Origin of the sequence: Variovorax boronicumulans (assembly GCF_030812215.1) — a bacterium.
Classification (GTDB): Bacteria; Pseudomonadota; Gammaproteobacteria; order Burkholderiales; family Burkholderiaceae_C; genus Variovorax; species Variovorax boronicumulans_C.
Genome location: NZ_JAUSSG010000006.1, coordinates 135,823 through 153,894 on the forward strand (window position 1 = coordinate 135,823; position 18,072 = coordinate 153,894).

Sequence of the window (18,072 nt, forward strand, 5' to 3'; positions counted from 1 at the left end):
GCCGCGCTGGTGCGGCGGTGATCGTCTCAACCCCCAAAGGTGTCTTCGTTGATCAAACTATCGCCCCCACATAAAGCCACTCGCCGCCTCGATCGCGTGACTGGCTTCACGCTGATCGAAGTGATGATCACCGTGGCAATCATCGGCATCCTTGCAGCCATTGCGCTTCCCAGCTACAGGGACTACGTATTGCGCGGCAAATTGGTCGACGGCGCCAATGCGCTCTCGATCGCGAAGGCCGATATGGAACGGTACTTCCAGGACAACCGCACCTTCGTCGGCGCCGGACCCTGCACATCCTCCACCGTTGGCAGCTTTACCGTTTCTTGTGTAGGAACTCCCACGGCGACAACTTATTCGCTGCAAGCGGTGGGCACCGGGGCAGTGAACGGGTTCACCTTCACCATCAACCAGCGAGGAGACAAGGCTTCCACCGTCAGCGGTGTTGCTGGCTGGAGCAGTTGTAGCAACAACTGGGTAATGAAGAAAGGCGCGTGCTGATGGCGCGCCCCGACCGTTCCTCGGGATTCGGCCTGATCGAACTGATGGTAACGATCACCTTGCTCAGCATCCTCATGGCCCTGGCGGTTCCGTCGATGGGGGCCTGGATCCGGAACAACAAGATCCGCACCGTTGCGGACTCGCTCCAGAACGGGTTGCGCCAAGCGCAAACGGAAGCCTTGCGCCGCAGCCGCCAAGTGGTTTTTTCCTTGACGAACAGCACGGCCCCGCAGACCAGCCTGGCTGCCGCAGACAACGGCCGCAATTGGTCGATCAATGTGATCAAGCTGCTGACGGACGATACCGATGTCTTCGTCGCGTCTGGCGTTCTCGGATCCGTCGGCTCCGATGTCCAGATCACCGGGCCGGCAGCCGTTTGCTTCAACTCGATGGGCCGGCTGGTTGCCAACTCGGGCACCGGCGTTTCCGGCAGCACAAGTTGCGATGCCGCGTCGATCCCCCCGACATACAACGTCACCTTGCCGGGCGCCGATCGACCCCTGCGGGTGCTAGTCGCACTCGGCGGCCAAGTCCGCATCTGCGACCCGAACAGAAGTCTTTCGTCGGGTCAACCGGACGGCTGCCCATGACCAAAAATTCCAATCTTCGGACTCGCCAGCGCCGGCAGGCAGGCGTCGCCCTGCTCGAGGTGCTCGTCTCCATCCTGCTGTTTTCACTCGGTGTGCTGGGTTTGATCGGCTTGCAGGCGCGAGCCATCAGCCTTTCCGTCGATGCGGAGGATCGCAACCGTGCCGCCCTGATTGCCAACGAGATCGCAACCACGATGTGGATCAACAAGTCCGTGACCGTGGCGACCGGCGCCGGCTCGGATTGGGAAGCGCGGGTAAAGGATCAAGACAAGGGCGGCCTTCCCAACGGAGAAATCAGCGTGACGGCGGTCGCCGGCATCGCAAACAGCGCTGACGTGCTCATCCAATGGAAAGCACCGCAACGCCGCGACAGCGAGGCCAAGAGCCAGCTCAAAACCCGGGTCACCCTGCCTCCCACATGAAATACATGACGCACTCCGGTGCTGCGCGCATGCGCGGCATGACGCTGATCGAACTGCTGGTCGCCGTGACCATCGGCTTGATCGTCACCCTGGCCGTGACCAGCGTGGTGAGCATCGGCGAAGCACACAAGCGAACCACCACGTCCACCAACGACATGGGCCAGAGCGGTGCCTTCGGCGCCTATGTTCTGGACCGAGTCTTGCGAAGTGCAGGTTCTAGCTTCACGCAGGCCTGGAACCTTGGCGCTTTCGGCTGCAAGCTCAGTGCTGCGCGACCCGTCGGTGCGGCAGCGACGACCATCTTGCCGCGAGGCGCAGCCTTTCCCGCGCCGTTCGCGGGCGTGTTGGGTGGGTCCGGCGAGCTCTACCTGGCGCCTTTGCTGATTGCGCAAGACCAGTCGTCATCAGGCTCCGACGTTCTTGTCGTGATGGGAGGAAACGCCGCCGCGGGCGATGTCCCCCGCCCGGTGCGCTCCGGCATACCCGGCACCAACAACCTGCGCCTGGACAACACCGTGGGCCTTGCACACAACGACATCGTGCTCGTCACGCAGGAAGGCACGACCGACTGCCTCATCGAACAAGTCAATGTGACCGATGCCACCGCATTCAGTGCGGCGGCCAACGAAACGCTTCCGCTCGGAGGAACGTACTTCACCTCGAGCGGCCCCACCACGTCACTTGCGACGTTCGCTGCGAGCGGCTCCGCCTACGTCACCACGCTGGGCAACGCCGGAGCCAACAACATCCAGTTCCAGCTCATCGGCGTGGGCGACAACCGGACCTTGTTCAGCTACGACCTGATGCGCATGGCCGGCACCGGCGCGGACGCTGGAGCCGATGCACAAGCCCTGCAGGCGCTGGCCGACGGCGTCGTCGAACTCCATGCGCTGTATGGCCTGGACACCAACAACGACGGCAAGGTGGACTCATGGACGGCGCCCACCGGGACCTACGCCATTGCCACGGCCATGACGACGCCGAGCACGCTCAGACAAATCGTTGCGGTTCGCGTCGCTCTGGTCATGCGCAGCGCCCTCGCCGAGAAAGACCCCGTGTCGCCCACCTCGCTCGGCATGTTCAACGATCTCGACGCGGCACTCCATCGCACCGTCAACTTGAGCGAGCCCGAGCGGCACTTCCGCTATCGCGTCATTGAAACCACGATTCCATTGCGCAACATGCTGTTGCTCCCTACGTCATGAAGAAAACCCATATGCGATCCGGTCGCACGCGGCAGCGCGGCGTCGTGCTGCTTTTCTGCCTCGTCATCCTGGTGGTTCTGCTCGCCGGCGGCGTGGCTGTGATGCGGTCGATGGATACCTCCCTGGCCGGCGCGGGCAACCTTGCGTTCAAGCGGGACCTGCTCAATCAGGGCGAGCTGGCCGTCTCCAAGGTCATGACGGCATTCACGGCGGGGGGAGCGCTCGACAACGCCACCAAGACAGCTGCAAGCCTGCCTTCAGCCAACTACAGCGCAATCGAATTGGTGACCAACGCCCGAGGCATCCCCGACGTGTTGATGAAAAAGGGAAGCGGCCCCACTGGCTCCGATGTCTATGGCAACACGTTTGCACCGACAGGCGCCGATATCGAAGGCGGAACCTCCGACGTGAAGGTGCGCTATGTCATCGATCGCCTGTGCAACACAGCCGGCAGTTTTGCGACGCTCGGCAAGACGCGCTGCGTCTACACCCCCTCGAACACCCAGGTCACAGGCGGCAGCAGCCAGCGCGCGCAGGACGACCTGCCCGCGCCGGTTCCGGCGATCTACCGCTTGAGCATTCGCGTGGACGGCCCCCGGGACACGCAGGTCTTCATGCAGACCTCTTTCACCAATCCTGAGTAACGCAAGCAAGGCGCATTCATGAAACCCGAATTCAGTTCTTTCTCGGGCGCACTTCGGCGCGTCGGTGTTGCTGCAGCAGTTGCTGCCACACTCAGTGCAACGCTGTATGCATCCGCCACGACGCTGGCGGATCAACCGATCTTCTCGACGTCCGACGTTCCGGGCAACCTTGCATTGGCGCTGTCGGTTGAATGGCCCACCGCATCGCGCACGGCGCACACCGATAACTATTCGAGCGCGGCAACCTTCCTCGGATATTTCGACCCGGACAAGTGCTACCTGTATCAGTACGACGCTACCGCAAATAGCACAGCCACCGGCAACACAAGCTACTTTTATCCAGCGGCCTCGGCAACGAACCACACATGTACGGGGACCAATGACGACAAATGGAGTGGCAACTTCCTGAACTGGGCGGGCACAGCCACCATCGATCCGTTTCGCTGGGCAATGACCGGCGGACGCCGTGTCGTCGACGAGACCAACAGAACAATTCTTGAAAAGGGTTGGCACTCTGGACAAGGCCTGTTCGGCGATCGGTCGATTTCCGCAGCAGACAGCGTTGGAGCGACGCCTCTGACCGATGCCAACAAAGCCGCGATGCTTCTGCGCGTGAACGGCATGGGCTTTCGCATGCGCTTCACGGTGGCACCGACACGGGTATTGAAAGGTGAATATTTCAACAACATCACAGCCACCGGCACGGTTGTGTCCACCAACAACAATGCAACCGCAGACTACGCTTGGAGCGGCAGTCCGGCGACCAACGTCAATGCAGATAATTTTTCGACTCGTTTCACTGGAACCTTCAAGGCTCCTGTTACTGGAACCTATGTTTTCCGAACAATCTCCGACGACGGGGTGCGACTTTGGATCGATAAAACCGGGAACAACAATTTCAGCGATACGAATCGCGTAATCAACAACTGGACAGGCCACGGATCGACTATCGATGACAGCGCCCAGATCACGTTGACCGCGGGGAGCAATTTCAGCATACGGCTGCAACATTACGACAGTGGCGGAGACGCCGAGATACGCCTGTTGTGGCAAACGCCGTCATCTCCAGGTGTGTTCAAGAAATTCAGCAATCCAATCGACGGTAGCCCGAATGACGCCAGCGGCGCCACGCCCTATCAAAACGCGATCGGCGTAGACGGCATTTACGATTTGACGATGCGCGTCAAGGTCTGTGACTCTTCTGTGGGAGTCGAAGCCAATTGCAAGGCGTACGGGAGCAACTACAAGCCTGAAGGCCTCATTCAGAAGTACTCGCAGAAGATGCGTTTCAGCGCCTTCGGCTACCTCAACGACGGCAGCGACCAGCGCGATGGCGGCGTCATGCGCGCAGGCCAGAAGTTCGTGGGTCCAACGCAGCCCCGGCCCGGCCTGCCGAACGTCGACAACACCCAGAAGGAGTGGAGCGATACGACCGGCGTCTTTTTCCAGAACCCGAACAGCGCAGATGCAACTGCCACGACCGAGGCAACCGGGATCCAGATCAATGACAGCGGTGTTGTCAACTACTTGAACAAGTTTGGTCAACTCATACCAGGCAACTATAAAAGTTATGACCCCGTCAGCGAGATGTACTACGCCGTGCTCCGCTACTACAAGAATTTGGGCAACATTTCGTCTTGGAGCGACATGGGCGGCGCCGATGCCAATACCAAGAAGATCTATCTCGACGGCTTTCCTGTAGTGACCGGCTGGACCGATCCGATCCAGTATTCCTGTCAGCGCAACTTCGTCCTCGGCATCGGCGACATCTACACACACGTGGACAAAAACGTGCCAGGCAATACGGCTTACAGAACCCGCGAGCCGGCTGCGCCCGACTTCACCACGGACACGGTGAATGCGGTGACCGCAACCAACAAGGTCGGGAACCTTCAAGGGCTGGGCAACATCGGCAACACCAACAGCTACAGCGGCCGAGACAACTCTGCCTACATTGCGGGGCTGGCCTACGATGCAAACACCACGGACATCCGGCCTGAAGTCACAGGGAAGCCGCAGACCGTCGGCAAGCAAACTGTCCAGACCTATTGGGTGGACGTGCTCGAGCAAGCCTTCCAGGCCAATAACCAGTTCTATCTTGCGGCCAAGTACGGCGGACTGAAGGTTCCGAGCAACTTCAACCCCTACGCCAATGACGTCGGCACGATTCCGGATACATGGTGGTCCACCAACGGCGAAACCCTGACCGATACCCGCACGAATCCCGCTACCGTGCAGAAGAAGCCTGACAACTATTTCACTGCCGGGCGCCCAGACACTATGGTTTCGGGCCTGACGAGGGCATTCGAGAGCATTGCAAACGCCATTAAGGCCTACACCACCTCGTTCTCTCTCTCGACAGTTCAAGTTTCTTCGCTTGGCGCTGCGTCCTATGCATCGCAGTACGACGCCGGCGCGTGGACCGGCGTGCTGTCGGCGAGCCAGATCACCTTTGCTGCGGATGGCACGCCCACTTCGACGGTCAAATGGCAGAGTTCGACGACGCTCGAAACGCAGCTCGCCGGAACGGGATGGAACAGCGGCAGAAATGTCGTGACCTGGAATGGCTCGGCAGCCGTTCCATTCCGCAGCGGCACCGGCGGTATCGGTTCCACCCTGTTGTCGAGCCTGCGAACGACCTATGTCGCCAGCGGCGACGACAGCGCGAACTACCTGAATTACCTGCGCGGTGATCGAAGCAACGAGAAAACCTCCACGGACACCTCCAAGCCCTACCGGCAGCGTGCGCTCCTGCTCGGCGACATCGTGGGTGCCAAGGTCACGCCGGTCGGACCGCCGTCCATGAACTACTCCGACGCGGTCAACCTGGGCTATGCGGCATTCAAGACGGCCAAGGCATCGCGCCCGAACATGGTTTACGTCGGTGCCAACGATGGCATGCTGCACGCGTTCAATGGCGGCCTGACGGGCACCGGGGTCGGTACGGAGCGATTCGCCTACATCCCGGGTGCGCTCTTTCAGGGGCCGAACGGCACCCCCGCGGTCGATGGCCTGGCGCAGCTGGGAAATCCCAACTACCTTCATCACTACTATGTCGACGCCACGCCCAAGGTGTTCGATATCGATTTCAACAATGCGGGCGGGACCTTCACGACGACATCCAGCGCCACGTCCGACTGGCATTCGGTGCTCATCGGCGGACTGGGCAAGGGCGGAAAATCCTTCTACGCGATCGACGTGACCGACCCCGCCAGCATGACCAGCGAAAGCAATGTTGCCGGCAAGGTCCTGTGGGAGTTCACGGACTCGACGATGGGCTACAGCTTCGGCGAACCGATGGTCATCAAGACCAAGAAACACGGCTGGGTGGTGGTCTTGACCTCGGGCTACAACAACAGCGATGGCATCGGCTACCTGTACATCCTGAACCCCAAGACCGGCGCGCTGCTGCAAAAGATCGGAACGGGTTCTGCGTCCAACGGCCTGACGCAGGCGTCGGCGTTCATTCGCGACTTTTCCGACGGCACCGCCGACGCGATCTATGCAGGCGACCTCGACGGCCAGCTCTGGCGCTTCGATGTCACGCTGGCGCGCGCCGCCACCGGTTCGTATCCGGCGCCTGTGAAGCTTGCGACGCTCGCGAGCGCCGGCAACAGTGGCACGCCGCAGGCAATCACGACTCAGCCGTTGATCGAGATCCAGCCGCTCACCAAGAAGCGGTATGTGATGGTCGGCACCGGTCGCCTGCTCGACTCGACCGACATCAACACCTCACAGGCGCAAACGTTCTACGCGATCCTCGACGGCAACGCGAACGCGTTCAATCCCGTGAGCACGCCGATCACGCGCGCCAACCTGACGGAGCTGACCAGCCTGACGGACGGCGTGGCGCTCTCGGCCACGTCGATGGGGTGGTACATGGAGTTGGGTTCGGAATCGAACGTGCCGTTGCGGCTGGTGTCCAGTCCGACGGCTTACTCGGGCATCGTGGCATTCAGCACGCTGTCGACATCGGGCGACGCATGCAGCCCTTCGGGCAAGAGCCGGGTGTACGCGATCGACTTCGGCAGCGGACAGTCGGCACTTACGCCCGAAGGCACGACCTTCGTGAGTTATGACACCGCAGTCACGGACCTGAAATTTGTCGGTGTCGATGGGAAGGCACGTCTCATCACCGGCGACGTCGTCGGGAATCTGAGAAACGTGGGATTCAGGCCGCCCAAGAGCATGTCGCTGCGCCTGCTGAACTGGCGCGAGATACCGACTGTCGACTGACCTGCATGAAGGATGGCTCGAGGCGCCAGCGAAATCAATGCTTGCCCTTGAGCCACAGTTCGTACGCAGCCGGATACGCGATGCGAAACCTTTCGATCTCGGCTCGGGCTTCGTCGGGACGGCCGGACAGCTGCGCGCTTTCGATCAGCTTGATGACCACGCGGGGCTCGGGCGAGAAATGGACCGTCGACCGGGCCATTTCGTACATGCGCTCCGCATTGGCGGGGGTGACATCGGTCAGCGTGAGTTCGGCAAACCTCACCTGGTTTGCGAACAGCCAAGAGCCTTGCAGCTTGGTGAGCGTGTCGTCCTGGTAGCCGCTCAGGCGCTCGCTGCGCGGCAGATAGATTTGACTGATGCGGGTGTAGTCCCAGGCGGCATAAGCCAGGCAGCCGAGCAGCGTGACGGCAGCGAGGGTCAGCCACTTGCGCCCCCCGACAAGCACGGCGAACCCGCGATTGCGGACCGGAAGTTGCGGTAATTCGTTGCTGCTGCCCAGGGTCTGCGGCCACAGCATGCCGAGGCAGACGCCAAAGACCAGCTGAAACGGGCCGTACCAAAGTGGGTACTCGAGCAGGCTGTGCAGCAGGATGACGCCGAGCAAGCCCCAAGCCATCAGTCGTATGGGAGAGCGTTCGGCCCATGGCCGCGCTGCAATCACCATCCAGACAAAACCGCCGCAGATCAGCAGCGCGGCAGGAATGCCGAGTTCCACGGTCAGGTGCAGCGGCAGATTGTGGGCATTGTCGAGGATGACGGGGAAGCGAGGGCCTGCATACGAGGTGCCGTAGTGCGCGTAGCTCAACTCACCCCAGCCCCAACCGGCCCAGGGGCGCTGCGCGATCAGCGTCAGCACGTTGCTCCAAAGATCCAGTCTGCTTTCACTGGCCAATGCGCCTTGGCGCAAGCGCCCGAACATTTCCTGGACTTCACGGCCAACCAGGAGTGGCAGCAGCCAACTTGCTGCGAAGTACAGGGGGATCAGTGCGAGCAGCGCGAGGGGTGAGGGCAGGCGGAATGCGGGATTGCCGTTGACGGCCTTGCGCTCGCGGCGGGCCATGAATGCAGCCAGTCCGACGATGACAAGCAACTGCAGCAGACCGGTTCGCGAAACCGAAGCGGCGAGCCCTACGGTCAGCAGCCCGGAAGCGCCTGTCAACAAGCGTCTGTGCCACACGCCGCGACAGCCGGCATGCAGCCACAGGGCGGCGATCAGCGCGATGATGAGCAAGGTGGCGAACTGGTTGCGCTGGCGCAGATTTCCGTAGGCTTGGCCGATGCTCGGCTCTGCAAGCCATGGGGCAAATGGGCCGGCGAGGCCGTAGTACTGGAGCAAACCGATTGCTGCGCTGATGAGTCCGGCAATCAGGAGGCCAAAAGCCAATGCGCGCTGCGCTCGCATGTCCTGTCGTACCCAACCTGCGCCGACGCATGCGGCGATGCCGATCACGGCGACAGCTGCACTGGTTGCCGATGGAAGCCCTGCACCAAGTTCCGGGCTGCTCCTGAGAGCAATGACTATCGCCGTCGTGCCGAGCCACGCGAGAAGCATTTGATGGGGGTTTGCGACTGGCCCCCTCAGTGCGAGCAAACCCACGCACAGCCACGAGACGATCAGTTGCACCAGGTTGATGGACGGACCGGCGGTGAAGGGAACGACAAATGGCAGTCCAAACAACACTGCGCAAATGGTCACGCTCGATCCCGAACTTTGGCGATGCGCGATGGTTGTTGTGTGCAGACAGACGACTTGTTGAAAGGGTTGCGGTGGCCCACCCTCACTGGAAACTCCGTGAATGCCCTGGGTCACCGCGCGGAACTATAGAGCGCGCCCAGTAAATCTCCTACATCTCACATAAACCCTTGCATTCCCGAAATCTCGGATTCGCCTCTTAGACGCGCTGTGCGGACGGTCTTGTCAATTCGGCCTGAAGGTAGCGCGTGGCCTGTCTGATCGGGGCATCTATCTGTGCGCTGCCGGATAGACAAAACGATATTCAGTCTGAGTCAATTGCTGGCCCTCAGAAATCGACAGGCCTCTTTTTCAAATGGAAGTAGGCCGCGCTGGAGCCGAAGCAACTGCCAGTAGAACAAATATTGAAAGTAAAAATAGGTAGCGCCTCACACTTAACCCGTTGCCAGCTTTTTCTTGCGGACAATCCAATGCGCGAGCCTTTCTAGCAACCCATGCTCTGCAATCCATTTACTGTAAGCTTGATAGGCCGGATCACTCATCAAGTGGCGCTCTTCAGTTACCGCGCGAACGACGTAAATTCCATTGATGACCAGCAACGCAGCACAATTTCCGATCGCGGCGAGGGCGCCCATGTTGGAAACAAAGGGGACCGAGATCAACCACCACGCGATATTTTTTCCAATATAGGACGGATGCTTGAAAAACTGATACGGCCCTGAGGTGATAATTCCTCGATTTGTCAAATTGGAGAAACGCGGACCAAATGCAACGGTGGCCGAAACATATAAGCCTACCGATAGCAAAATCGCTGTACCCCATACAAATGAAATCACAGGCCAATTTTTCAGCCATGCGTCCCATTCGAGTCCATCGCGGTAAGACAGCCACTGGTGCAAAACCAGTAAATTAAGAGGGGGGTAGCACACCAAGGCAGACGCCCACCCCAAAAGGGTGGTTTCGGTTGATCGAATATGAGCATCGATTCTTCTGCTGGTCGAACAATAGCCGACGGTAGCAAATGCCGTGTCCACCGCAAACATCAGCATATAAATAATTCCGAAAATACTCATCCAACCATTTTTTTGCTCAAAAAATGTGTGCGCATTTGTCAAAAACAGATAGGTGCTGCTCAACATGAGCGGCAAGTAAAATGCTTTGACCAGCCAGCCTAGGAGCGCCTGCAAATCGGCGTGGCTCTTTTTTCTTTTTGGCTTAAAAAATCGAACGATTGCCTTGCCAAGCGATTCGACAGAATCCAATGCGCGTCCAACTGGGATGCGTAATGCTATCCATCCCATCCACCCTGCGGCAACGAATGGAACCAAGAGTGACATCGATTCAAAACCCGCAAAAGCCTCCGGACTGAGCATTCGAAACATTGAAGCTGTAACGCAAAACATTGCGATCAAAAAGGCCAGCCCCATCAATCGTAACTTACGGCGCCAGGAAGGTATGCGCTGCTTGGAATAGCGTAGCGCGCGCGAAGGAAATCGCCGCAATTCCAATACCCACATTGGCAGTGCGCACGCGCAAAGGAATAACACCGCATTTAACAGTGCTGGAGGCTCGAATACCCAGATGAGCAGAGAGGCGAGAGCCGCGCCACACACACCCGCCAGAGCGATTCGCGTTGGAACTGCAGTTATAGGTTTTGATGCCTTTTCCATAAAAAAAAGGGGGCACTGCCCCCTTTTCAACTATCGCCAGAAAATATTAGCCGCCTGCAGCGGGGGCAGCAGCGCCGCGGCAGCTTGCCGGCAGGTGCTTGGCTTCGCCTGCAGCCAAAGTGCACGCCCAAGTGATTTGGTCATTGGCAGTCGGTTGTGTCGGGGTCATCTTGAACGAAGGCTGCGTGGTGGCGCCAGTGTTCTTCGTGACCACGGTGATTTCGCCGCCTGCAGCGATCGCAACACTTGCGACGTAGGCGTTGGAAGCGTTAGAAGCGGTGAAAGAATAGCCGGAGTTGGTAGCCGTAACTTGGGCCAGGCCGCCCAGTGCTTGGGCAGTTTCAGCCACAGCCAGCTTGGCAGCTGACGCTTGCGTCAGCGCTTCCGTGACCTTAGCGCGGATCGTGTAGTCCTGATAAGCCGGCAAAGCCACAGCAGCCAAGATACCAATGATCGCCACAACGATCATCAATTCGATAAGGGTAAAGCCGGCCTGTGCGCGGCGGGCGATCTTGCGAACGTTCATGAGAAAAACTCCAGGTTGGTTTGTTGAGCCCGGGAACCAGCCCGGAGCGAAGTACCTTCCGCAGCATCTGTGCCACCCGGTTTCCTACCCCTCCAGTGACCGAACACGTCACCTTTGTTCACATTGGCGTTACAGCAAGTGACACAACTTGCTTCAAGATGCTACAAGCAGTGACAAATTTGTCATGCCGCGCAGCCGGCAAGGGATCAGAAAGTCAGGATCCCATCCGCCTTCAGCCAGCGGATATCCCGCTGCGCCAGCCCCGCCACCTGCCGCCCGGCGAGCGTCTCGATCTGGCTCATGATCTCTTCGGTTTCCGCCGGCTTGGTGTGTGTGATGTAGATCGGGTAGTGCTTTCCCGGATCGATGTGCGCCAACTCGTCGGCCAGCACTGCGGGCGACAGGTGCAGGCTGCGTTCCGCCAGCGCCTGTTCGCGGCTGCTGAAGGCCGTTTCGATGACCAGCATCGCCACGTCGAGCGCGTTGACGCGGTCCCAGAAGGGCGCATTGCGCTCGGTGTCTCCGCTGAAAACCCAATGCGCGCCACCCGTGGCGCGGCGGATGGCGAAACCGCAAGCGGGCACGGTGTGCACGGCCGGCAGCACTTCGATGAGCTTGGGCGCGCTGGTGCCCAGTTGCAGCATCTGCCCGACCGAGATGTCGTGAAAGCTCACGAAGGGCGCCTCGGGGCTCGGAATGCTCTCGAAATCGGGCCAGATCACGTTGTTGAACACATGCGCCCGCAGCGCCTCGATGGTCGCGCGCAGCGCATGCACGCGCAGCGGCTGGGTGCGGCGGCTGCCGACGGCATCGAGCATCAACGGGAGCGCGGCGATGTGGTCGAGGTGGCTGTGGGTGAGCACGACATCGTCGATGCGCGCCATCTCGTCGAGGGTGAGGTCGCCGACACCGGTGCCGGCATCGACGAGCAGGTCCGTGTCGACCAGGAACGAGGTCGTGCGGCAGTCCTTGGCAATGGCGCCTGAGCAACCCAGCACGCGAACCTGCATTGTGAGAGACCCCTTTTGTGTGTCTGTCGTCATTTGGTTTCGAACCGGGTTGCGCCGTCCCATTCCGGGTCTTGCGGCCGCAACGCCATCGAGGCTAAACGCTGCGCGTAGAGCTGGTAAAGGACTTTTTTCGCATCGGCGGCGAGCAGGGGGGCGAGCAAGTTCCGGCCCATGGCCCAGTCCTGGCGGCGGTAGGCCGCGAGCACTTGGGCCCAGCGCTGGAGCTGGCCCGTGCGCTGCGCCGCAATGGCCGCTTCGGTGGTGAGTGGCGTGAAAACGGCCACGGCCTGGGCCTTGCCCTTGACGAGCACACTGTCCAGCTCCTGCCAGGTGCAGCAGTCGGGCGCGAGGTCGCGGGTCGTGCCGCTGGCCACGATCTCGACGCCGTAGTAACCGCTCAGCCCTTCGAGCCGCGATGCGAGATTGACCGCATCGCCGACCACGGTATAGCTGCGGCGCGCGGCCGAGCCCATGTCGCCGACGCTCATCACGCCGCTGTTGATGCCGATGCCCACGCTGATCTCGGGGCGGCCGCCCGCGCGGTGGATGCGGTTGATGTCGCGCACGGCATCGGCCATGTCGAGCGCGGCGCGCACGGCCAGCGCGGCGTGGTCGGGCGTGTCGATCGGCGCGCCCCAGAAGGCCATGACGCAATCGCCCATGTACTTGTCGACGGTGCCGCGGTGCGCGCTGATGACGTTGGTGAGCCGGCTGAAAACCGTGTTCAGAAAGGCCTGCAGTTCGGCCGGCGCCATCTGCTCCGACAGGCGGGTGAAGTCGCGCATGTCGCAGAAGAGCACGGTCATCTCCTTGCTCTCGGCGCGCATGCTGTAGCTGCCCGGGCGCTGGAGCATTTCGTCGACCAGCTGCGGCGGCACGTAGGTGCCGAAGAGGCGCACCAGCCCGCGCCGTGCGCGCGATTCGACGAAGTAGCCCCAGCTCGTGTTGAGCGCGAAGGCCAGCGCCGTCATGACGAGCGCCGATGCGAGCGGCAGCACGAGGCTGTGGCCGGCGTAGAGCCAGGTGTTGAGGCCGATCAGCACCGCGGCCGTTCCCGCGCCCAGCAACACCGCCCGCGGCGCCGACAGCAGCGACAGCCCGAACGCCAGCACGAGCCCCGCGACCAGCACCGTCAGCACCTCGTAGCCGGGCGCGTAGTCAGGCACGGCGAGCAGGCGCTGATCGAGCAGGCCCGAGACGATGTTGGCGTGCACCTCGACACCCGGAAACGCCGCGCCGACCGGCGTCGCGCGCAGGTCCTGCAGGCCGGGCGCCGTCGCGCCCATGAGCACGATCTTGTCCTTCAACTCGCCGGGGGCGAGCCGGCCTTCGACCACATCGGCGGCCGCGACGTAGCGGAACGATCCGCCGCCCGCGCCGCCGGGTCCGCGAAACGGCACCTGCATGCTGGCGGTCTGGTCGACGGGAATGCGCAGGCGCCCGAGCGCCAGCGACTCGAGCCGCTGCATGGCGCCGCCCGGCGCGAGGAGCGGCCGCACCGGCGGCGATCCGTTCGCGAGCCGGTAGACGGCCAGGGCCAGCGACTCGTAGTAGCCGGGCATCGCCTGCTCGCCTTCGTAGCGCGCGATGAGCGGCACGCTGCGAATGACGCCGTCGCCGGTCTCGCCGATCAATGTGTTCAGGAAGCCCGCGACGGGCGCGGCTTCCGCCAGCATCGGCAGGCTGGCGCCGAAACCGCTCCAGGCCGTGGCGTAGGAGGCGCCTGTGGGAAAGATATCGGGCGGCAGCAACGGCGCGGCCGGCAATTGCCCTTTGGCGCTCGGCACCTGAGTCCGGGTGAAGTAGTAGCCGAGTGCGACGCGCCGGTTGCGCAGTGCCGCGGCGAACGTGATGTCGTGGTCGAGCGTGGGCGCGAGCCGTTCGACCTCGGCGGCAAGGCCCGTCATGTTGCGCAGCGGCCCGCTCGCGATCTGGCGCAGCCTCTGCAAGCCCGAGCTCCGGTCGGGCTCGAGGAACATGACGTCGAATCCGAGCACGGCCACCTGCTGGCGAACCAGGAGTTCGGTGGTCAGGCGCGCCATCGTGTCGCGCGCCCATGGCCACTGCCCCTGGCGCGCGAGGCTCGCATCGTCGACGTCGACGATCACCACGCGCGTGTCCAGCGTCCGCGGCATGGTGGCGCGCAGGCGCATGTCGTAGATCAGGTGGTCGAGGCGCTCGAGGGTCGACAAGTGCCAGATGCCGGTGGCATGCGCCAGCGCCAGCAGCACCGGCAGCAACGTGATGGCAATGCGCGGCCAATGCCGCTGCAGCGCGTTCATGGCGCCTCGATCAGCCGGCCTGCGCCGCGCCGTGAAAGAAGAAGAAAAAGAGGCTCAGACCCGGACGAACTGCATGCGCGTGGCGCCGCCGAGTTCGAGGATGTCGCGCTCCTGCAGGGCAACGGCCTCGGTGCCGAGCACCGCACCGTTGAGCGTGACATCGCCCATGACGCTGGCGGCCACGTAGCCCTGCCGGCGACGCGTGACAACCGCGACGGCCACGCCGGGCTTGCCGATGGTGGTGACCACCTTCTGCAGCGGTACGTCGTGGTTGTCGCTGCCGCCCGAGAGCACGCGAAGCATCGGAATGCCCAGCTCGATGAGCGCCCCTGCTTCCGTGGGTGCCGACGACAGCGGAATGGGCGTGGAGAACTCGCCCGACGCCGTGTGCGCCGAGGCGGCGCCGATGGCCAGGTTGCTGCGGGCGCGAAAGTGGATGCGGCAGCCACCGACCTCGATGACGTCGTTGTCCTCGAGCGTCTGCTTCTGGACGGCCAGCGCATTGACGTAGGTGCCGTTGGTGCTGTTGAGATCTTCAATTTGGACTTCGCCATCGCTCATGTGCAGCACGGCATGCTCGCCGCTGACCGCCAGGTTGTCGATCACGATGTCGTTGTAGGCGCGCCGCCCCAGCGTCGTGCGGTCCTTGGCGAGCGCCACTTGCCCGATGACAACGCCATCGACCGAAATGATCATCTTCGGCATTGCCGGCTACTCCCCCAAGTACAGAACGGTATCGACCGCAAGCGCGGCGGCGAGTTGCCGCCCCGGCCTGCTACCCGGCCATGCGGGACGTGTCGCCAACGTCCGCCCTTGCCAGAACAACCGAAATGTTGTCCCGGCCGCCATTGTCGTTTGCAATTGCAACCAAAAGTTGCGCTTTTTTCTGAAGGCCGCCATCGTGTTCTAAAAGCGTGAAAAGCTGCGCATCGGTCACCATCTCGCTGAGACCGTCGGAGCAAAGCATATAGAGATCGCCGGGTCTTGCGCTGTGTTCATGCATTTCCAGCAAGACTTGGGCCTCCACGCCGACCGCCCGGGTCACGAGGTTGCGGGTGGGTGAACTCAGGGCTTCCTCGGCGGTGATGGCGCCGGCGTCGAGCTGCTGCTGGCGCAGCGAATGGTCGCGCGTGAGCAGCTCCAGCTTGTTGTTGCGCAGGCGATAGCAGCGCGAGTCGCCGATGTGGCCGACCAGCACGCGCTGCGCCTGGAAAGCCGCCAGCACCAGGGTCGTTCCCATGCCCTGCAGTTCTTCCTGGGTCGTGCCGGCATGCAGGATCGATGCATTTGCCTCGTCCGTGGCGGCCTGCAGCGCCCGGCGCACCACGCGCGCCGGCGCCTGCGGCCCGCCCTGGGCGAACCAGCGGCCGAAGCTGGCGTGCACCAGCGACACGGCCATGGCACTCGCCACCTCGCCGCCCTTGTAGCCGCCCATGCCGTCGGCCAGCACGGCCAGGCCGAGTGCGGGGTCGACGTGGACGGCATCCTCGTTGTGGGCGCGCACGCGGCCGGTGTCGGTCAGCGCGGCGTACTCCCAGCACAGCGCCGGCCGGCTCGAGAAAATGGATGCGCCGAGGCTCGCCATGGTCTGCGGGCGTCGGCCGGGCAAAGGCTCAGTGCGCAGCGGCGTGGGCGCGCCGTTGCAGCAAGCGGCCCGCGGCCACGACGAACACCGCACCGGCGGCAGCCGCCGCGTAGTGCAACCAGGGGTTGGCAGCCAGCACGCCGCGCAGGGCGACGTCGCTCACGATGGTCTCGCCGCCGACCCAGCCGATCAGCGCGGCACCCAGCATGACGATGATCGGGAAGCGTTCCATGAGCTTGATCATGAGGGTGCTGCCGAAAATGACCAAGGGAATGCTGATCGCCAGGCCCAGGATCAACAGGACCATGCTGCCCTGCGCGGCCGCCGCAACGGCGATCACGTTGTCCAGGCTCATCACCAGGTCGGCCAGGAGGATGGTGCGCACCGCGGCCATCATGCTGCCGTATTCCTTGGATTCGCCCTCGCCGTCGTCTTCTTCGCCCAGCAGCTGCAGGCCGATCCACAGCAGCAGCAGGCCGCCGACGATCTGAAGGTAAGGCAGTGCCAGCAGCTTGGCCGCCACCACCGTCAGCACGATCCGCAGCACCACGGCCGCGCCCGAGCCGAACAGCACGGCCTTTTTCTGCTGCGCGGGCGGCAGCGAACGCGCCGCCATGGCGATCACCACGGCGTTGTCGCCCGAAAGAATGATGTTGATCCAGATGATCTTGACCAGACCGATCCAGAAATCTGTGCTTTGAAGGAGTTCCATGTCTCTGATCCCACTGTGTTTTATTTGAAAAAAGCGCCCGCAATCCAGTGCGGGCGCTTTTTTGTTTCTGCGTGGTCCTGCGGCAAGCCGCGGCGTTTTTAGAGCTGTGCCTTGAGCAGCTTTGCCAACTCGGAGAAGTTGCGCGTCACGGTGAAGCCGCACTCTTCCATGATGGCGAGCTTGGCATCGGCCGTGTCGGCACCGCCCGAGATCAGCGCACCGGCGTGGCCCATGCGCTTGCCGGGAGGGGCGGTGACACCGGCGATGAAGCCGACGACCGGCTTCTTCATGTGTTCCTTGCACCAGCGAGCCGCGTCGGCTTCGTCGGGGCCGCCGATTTCGCCGATCATGATCACGGCGTCGGTGTCCGGATCGTCGTTGAAGGCCTTCATCACGTCGATGTGCTTCAGGCCGTTGATCGGGTCGCCGCCAATGCCGACCGCCGACGATTGGCCGAGGCCGATTTCGGTCAGTTGAGCCACGGCTTCATACGTCAGCGTGCCCGAGCGCGAGACCACGCCGATGCGGCCCTTGCGGTGGATGTGGCCGGGCATGATGCCGATCTTGATTTCGTCGGGCGTGATGAGGCCGGGGCAGTTCGGGCCCAGCAGCAAGGTCTTCTTGCCGCCGGCCGCTTCCTTGGCCTTCATCTTGTTGCGCACTTCGAGCATGTCGCGAACCGGAATGCCTTCGGTGATGCAGATCGCCAGGTCCAGGTCGGCCTCGACGGCTTCCCAGATGGCGGCCGCGGCGCCTGCCGGCGGCACGTAGATCACCGACACGGTGGCGCCGGTTTGCGAAGCGGCTTCCTTGACCGAACCGAAGATCGGGATGTTGAAGATCGACTCGCCGGCCTTCTTCGGATTCACGCCCGCGACGAAGGCGTTCTTGCCGTTCGCGTATTCCTGGCACTTCTCGGTGTGGAACTGGCCGGTCTTGCCGGTGATGCCCTGGGTGATGACTTTGGTGTCTTTGTTGATGTAGATCGACATGACT

15 protein-coding genes are annotated in these 18,072 nt (G+C 62.2%); 6 read left to right on the forward strand and 9 right to left on the reverse strand.

Annotation, left to right across the window (positions count from 1 at the left end):
- Positions 1 to 48 precede the first annotated feature (48 nt).
- The 6 genes from J2W23_RS17240 to J2W23_RS17265 are packed head-to-tail and all read left to right on the forward strand — an operon-like array spanning position 49 to position 7,598.
- Positions 49 to 501 carry a type IV pilin protein gene (locus J2W23_RS17240; protein ID WP_307649583.1) on the forward strand — a complete coding sequence of 151 codons (453 nt, stop codon included), beginning with the start codon at positions 49 to 51 and terminating at the stop codon, positions 499 to 501.
- A complete protein-coding gene (locus tag J2W23_RS17245) occupies positions 501 to 1,091 on the forward strand; it encodes a GspH/FimT family pseudopilin (RefSeq protein ID WP_307649584.1) in 591 nt (196 codons plus the stop codon). Before J2W23_RS17240 ends, J2W23_RS17245 begins: the two co-directional genes overlap by 1 nt.
- Positions 1,088 to 1,513, forward strand: a complete 426-nt coding sequence (gene pilV, locus J2W23_RS17250; RefSeq protein ID WP_307649585.1) for a type IV pilus modification protein PilV — start codon at positions 1,088 to 1,090, stop codon at positions 1,511 to 1,513. Before J2W23_RS17245 ends, pilV begins: the two co-directional genes overlap by 4 nt.
- Positions 1,510 to 2,718, forward strand: a complete 1,209-nt coding sequence (locus J2W23_RS17255) for a PilW family protein (protein WP_307649586.1) — start codon at positions 1,510 to 1,512, stop codon at positions 2,716 to 2,718. The genes pilV and J2W23_RS17255 overlap by 4 nt, the downstream gene beginning before the upstream one ends.
- On the forward strand, positions 2,715 to 3,362 hold the full coding sequence (locus J2W23_RS17260; protein WP_307649587.1) for a pilus assembly PilX family protein: 648 nt from the start codon (positions 2,715 to 2,717) through the stop codon (positions 3,360 to 3,362). Before J2W23_RS17255 ends, J2W23_RS17260 begins: the two co-directional genes overlap by 4 nt.
- An 18-nt stretch (positions 3,363 to 3,380) precedes the next feature.
- Positions 3,381 to 7,598 carry a PilC/PilY family type IV pilus protein gene (locus J2W23_RS17265; protein ID WP_307649588.1) on the forward strand — a complete coding sequence of 1,406 codons (4,218 nt, stop codon included), beginning with the start codon at positions 3,381 to 3,383 and terminating at the stop codon, positions 7,596 to 7,598.
- 34 nt (positions 7,599 to 7,632) lie between these two features.
- Here the strand turns inward: J2W23_RS17265 and J2W23_RS17270 are convergent, their stop codons facing one another.
- The 9 genes from J2W23_RS17270 to sucD all read right to left on the reverse strand — a co-directional run bounded on the left by J2W23_RS17270 (position 7,633) and on the right by sucD (position 18,068).
- Positions 7,633 to 9,408, reverse strand: a complete 1,776-nt coding sequence (locus tag J2W23_RS17270; protein WP_307649589.1) for a PglL family O-oligosaccharyltransferase — start codon at positions 9,406 to 9,408, stop codon at positions 7,633 to 7,635.
- A gap of 317 nt (positions 9,409 to 9,725) precedes the next feature.
- Positions 9,726 to 10,961, reverse strand: a complete 1,236-nt coding sequence (locus tag J2W23_RS17275) for an isoprenylcysteine carboxylmethyltransferase family protein (RefSeq protein WP_307649590.1) — start codon at positions 10,959 to 10,961, stop codon at positions 9,726 to 9,728.
- Between the two features lie 46 nt (positions 10,962 to 11,007).
- Positions 11,008 to 11,487, reverse strand: a complete 480-nt coding sequence (locus J2W23_RS17280; RefSeq protein ID WP_307649591.1) for a pilin — start codon at positions 11,485 to 11,487, stop codon at positions 11,008 to 11,010.
- A gap of 206 nt (positions 11,488 to 11,693) precedes the next feature.
- Positions 11,694 to 12,497 carry a 3',5'-cyclic-nucleotide phosphodiesterase gene (locus J2W23_RS17285; RefSeq protein WP_307649592.1) on the reverse strand — a complete coding sequence of 268 codons (804 nt, stop codon included), beginning with the start codon at positions 12,495 to 12,497 and terminating at the stop codon, positions 11,694 to 11,696.
- Between the two features lie 29 nt (positions 12,498 to 12,526).
- Complete coding sequence (locus tag J2W23_RS17290) at positions 12,527 to 14,779, reverse strand: CHASE2 domain-containing protein (RefSeq protein ID WP_307649593.1); 2,253 nt, start codon at positions 14,777 to 14,779, stop codon at positions 12,527 to 12,529.
- A gap of 54 nt (positions 14,780 to 14,833) precedes the next feature.
- Positions 14,834 to 15,484 carry an FHA domain-containing protein gene (locus tag J2W23_RS17295; RefSeq protein ID WP_307649594.1) on the reverse strand — a complete coding sequence of 217 codons (651 nt, stop codon included), beginning with the start codon at positions 15,482 to 15,484 and terminating at the stop codon, positions 14,834 to 14,836.
- A gap of 70 nt (positions 15,485 to 15,554) precedes the next feature.
- The gene (locus J2W23_RS17300) at positions 15,555 to 16,364 is read right to left on the reverse strand and encodes a Stp1/IreP family PP2C-type Ser/Thr phosphatase (protein WP_307649595.1); all 810 of its coding nucleotides are present in this window, start codon (positions 16,362 to 16,364) and stop codon (positions 15,555 to 15,557) included.
- A 28-nt stretch (positions 16,365 to 16,392) separates the two neighbouring features.
- Positions 16,393 to 17,076 carry a TerC family protein gene (locus tag J2W23_RS17305; protein ID WP_176661226.1) on the reverse strand — a complete coding sequence of 228 codons (684 nt, stop codon included), beginning with the start codon at positions 17,074 to 17,076 and terminating at the stop codon, positions 16,393 to 16,395.
- Positions 17,077 to 17,174: 98 nt separating this feature from the next.
- Positions 17,175 to 18,068 (reverse strand): succinate--CoA ligase subunit alpha, encoded by an 894-nt coding sequence (gene sucD / locus J2W23_RS17310; protein WP_007828710.1) that lies wholly within the window; start codon positions 18,066 to 18,068, stop codon positions 17,175 to 17,177.
- Between the last annotated feature and the right edge of the window lie 4 nt (positions 18,069 to 18,072).

Coding starts and splice junctions, on each gene's coding strand:
- J2W23_RS17265 (WP_307649588.1), top strand. CDS start 3,381: ATGAAACCCGAATTCAGTTCTTTCTCGGGCGCACTTCGGCGCGTCGGT.
- J2W23_RS17285 (WP_307649592.1), bottom strand. CDS start 12,497: ATGCAGGTTCGCGTGCTGGGTTGCTCAGGCGCCATTGCCAAGGACTGC.
- J2W23_RS17275 (WP_307649590.1), bottom strand. CDS start 10,961: ATGGAAAAGGCATCAAAACCTATAACTGCAGTTCCAACGCGAATCGCT.
- J2W23_RS17255 (WP_307649586.1), top strand. CDS start 1,510: ATGAAATACATGACGCACTCCGGTGCTGCGCGCATGCGCGGCATGACG.
- J2W23_RS17290 (WP_307649593.1), bottom strand. CDS start 14,779: ATGAACGCGCTGCAGCGGCATTGGCCGCGCATTGCCATCACGTTGCTG.
- sucD (WP_007828710.1), bottom strand. CDS start 18,068: ATGTCGATCTACATCAACAAAGACACCAAAGTCATCACCCAGGGCATC.
- pilV (WP_307649585.1), top strand. CDS start 1,088: ATGACCAAAAATTCCAATCTTCGGACTCGCCAGCGCCGGCAGGCAGGC.
- J2W23_RS17305 (WP_176661226.1), bottom strand. CDS start 17,076: ATGGAACTCCTTCAAAGCACAGATTTCTGGATCGGTCTGGTCAAGATC.
- J2W23_RS17300 (WP_307649595.1), bottom strand. CDS start 16,364: ATGGCGAGCCTCGGCGCATCCATTTTCTCGAGCCGGCCGGCGCTGTGC.
- J2W23_RS17260 (WP_307649587.1), top strand. CDS start 2,715: ATGAAGAAAACCCATATGCGATCCGGTCGCACGCGGCAGCGCGGCGTC.
- J2W23_RS17245 (WP_307649584.1), top strand. CDS start 501: ATGGCGCGCCCCGACCGTTCCTCGGGATTCGGCCTGATCGAACTGATG.
- J2W23_RS17295 (WP_307649594.1), bottom strand. CDS start 15,484: ATGCCGAAGATGATCATTTCGGTCGATGGCGTTGTCATCGGGCAAGTG.
- J2W23_RS17280 (WP_307649591.1), bottom strand. CDS start 11,487: ATGAACGTTCGCAAGATCGCCCGCCGCGCACAGGCCGGCTTTACCCTT.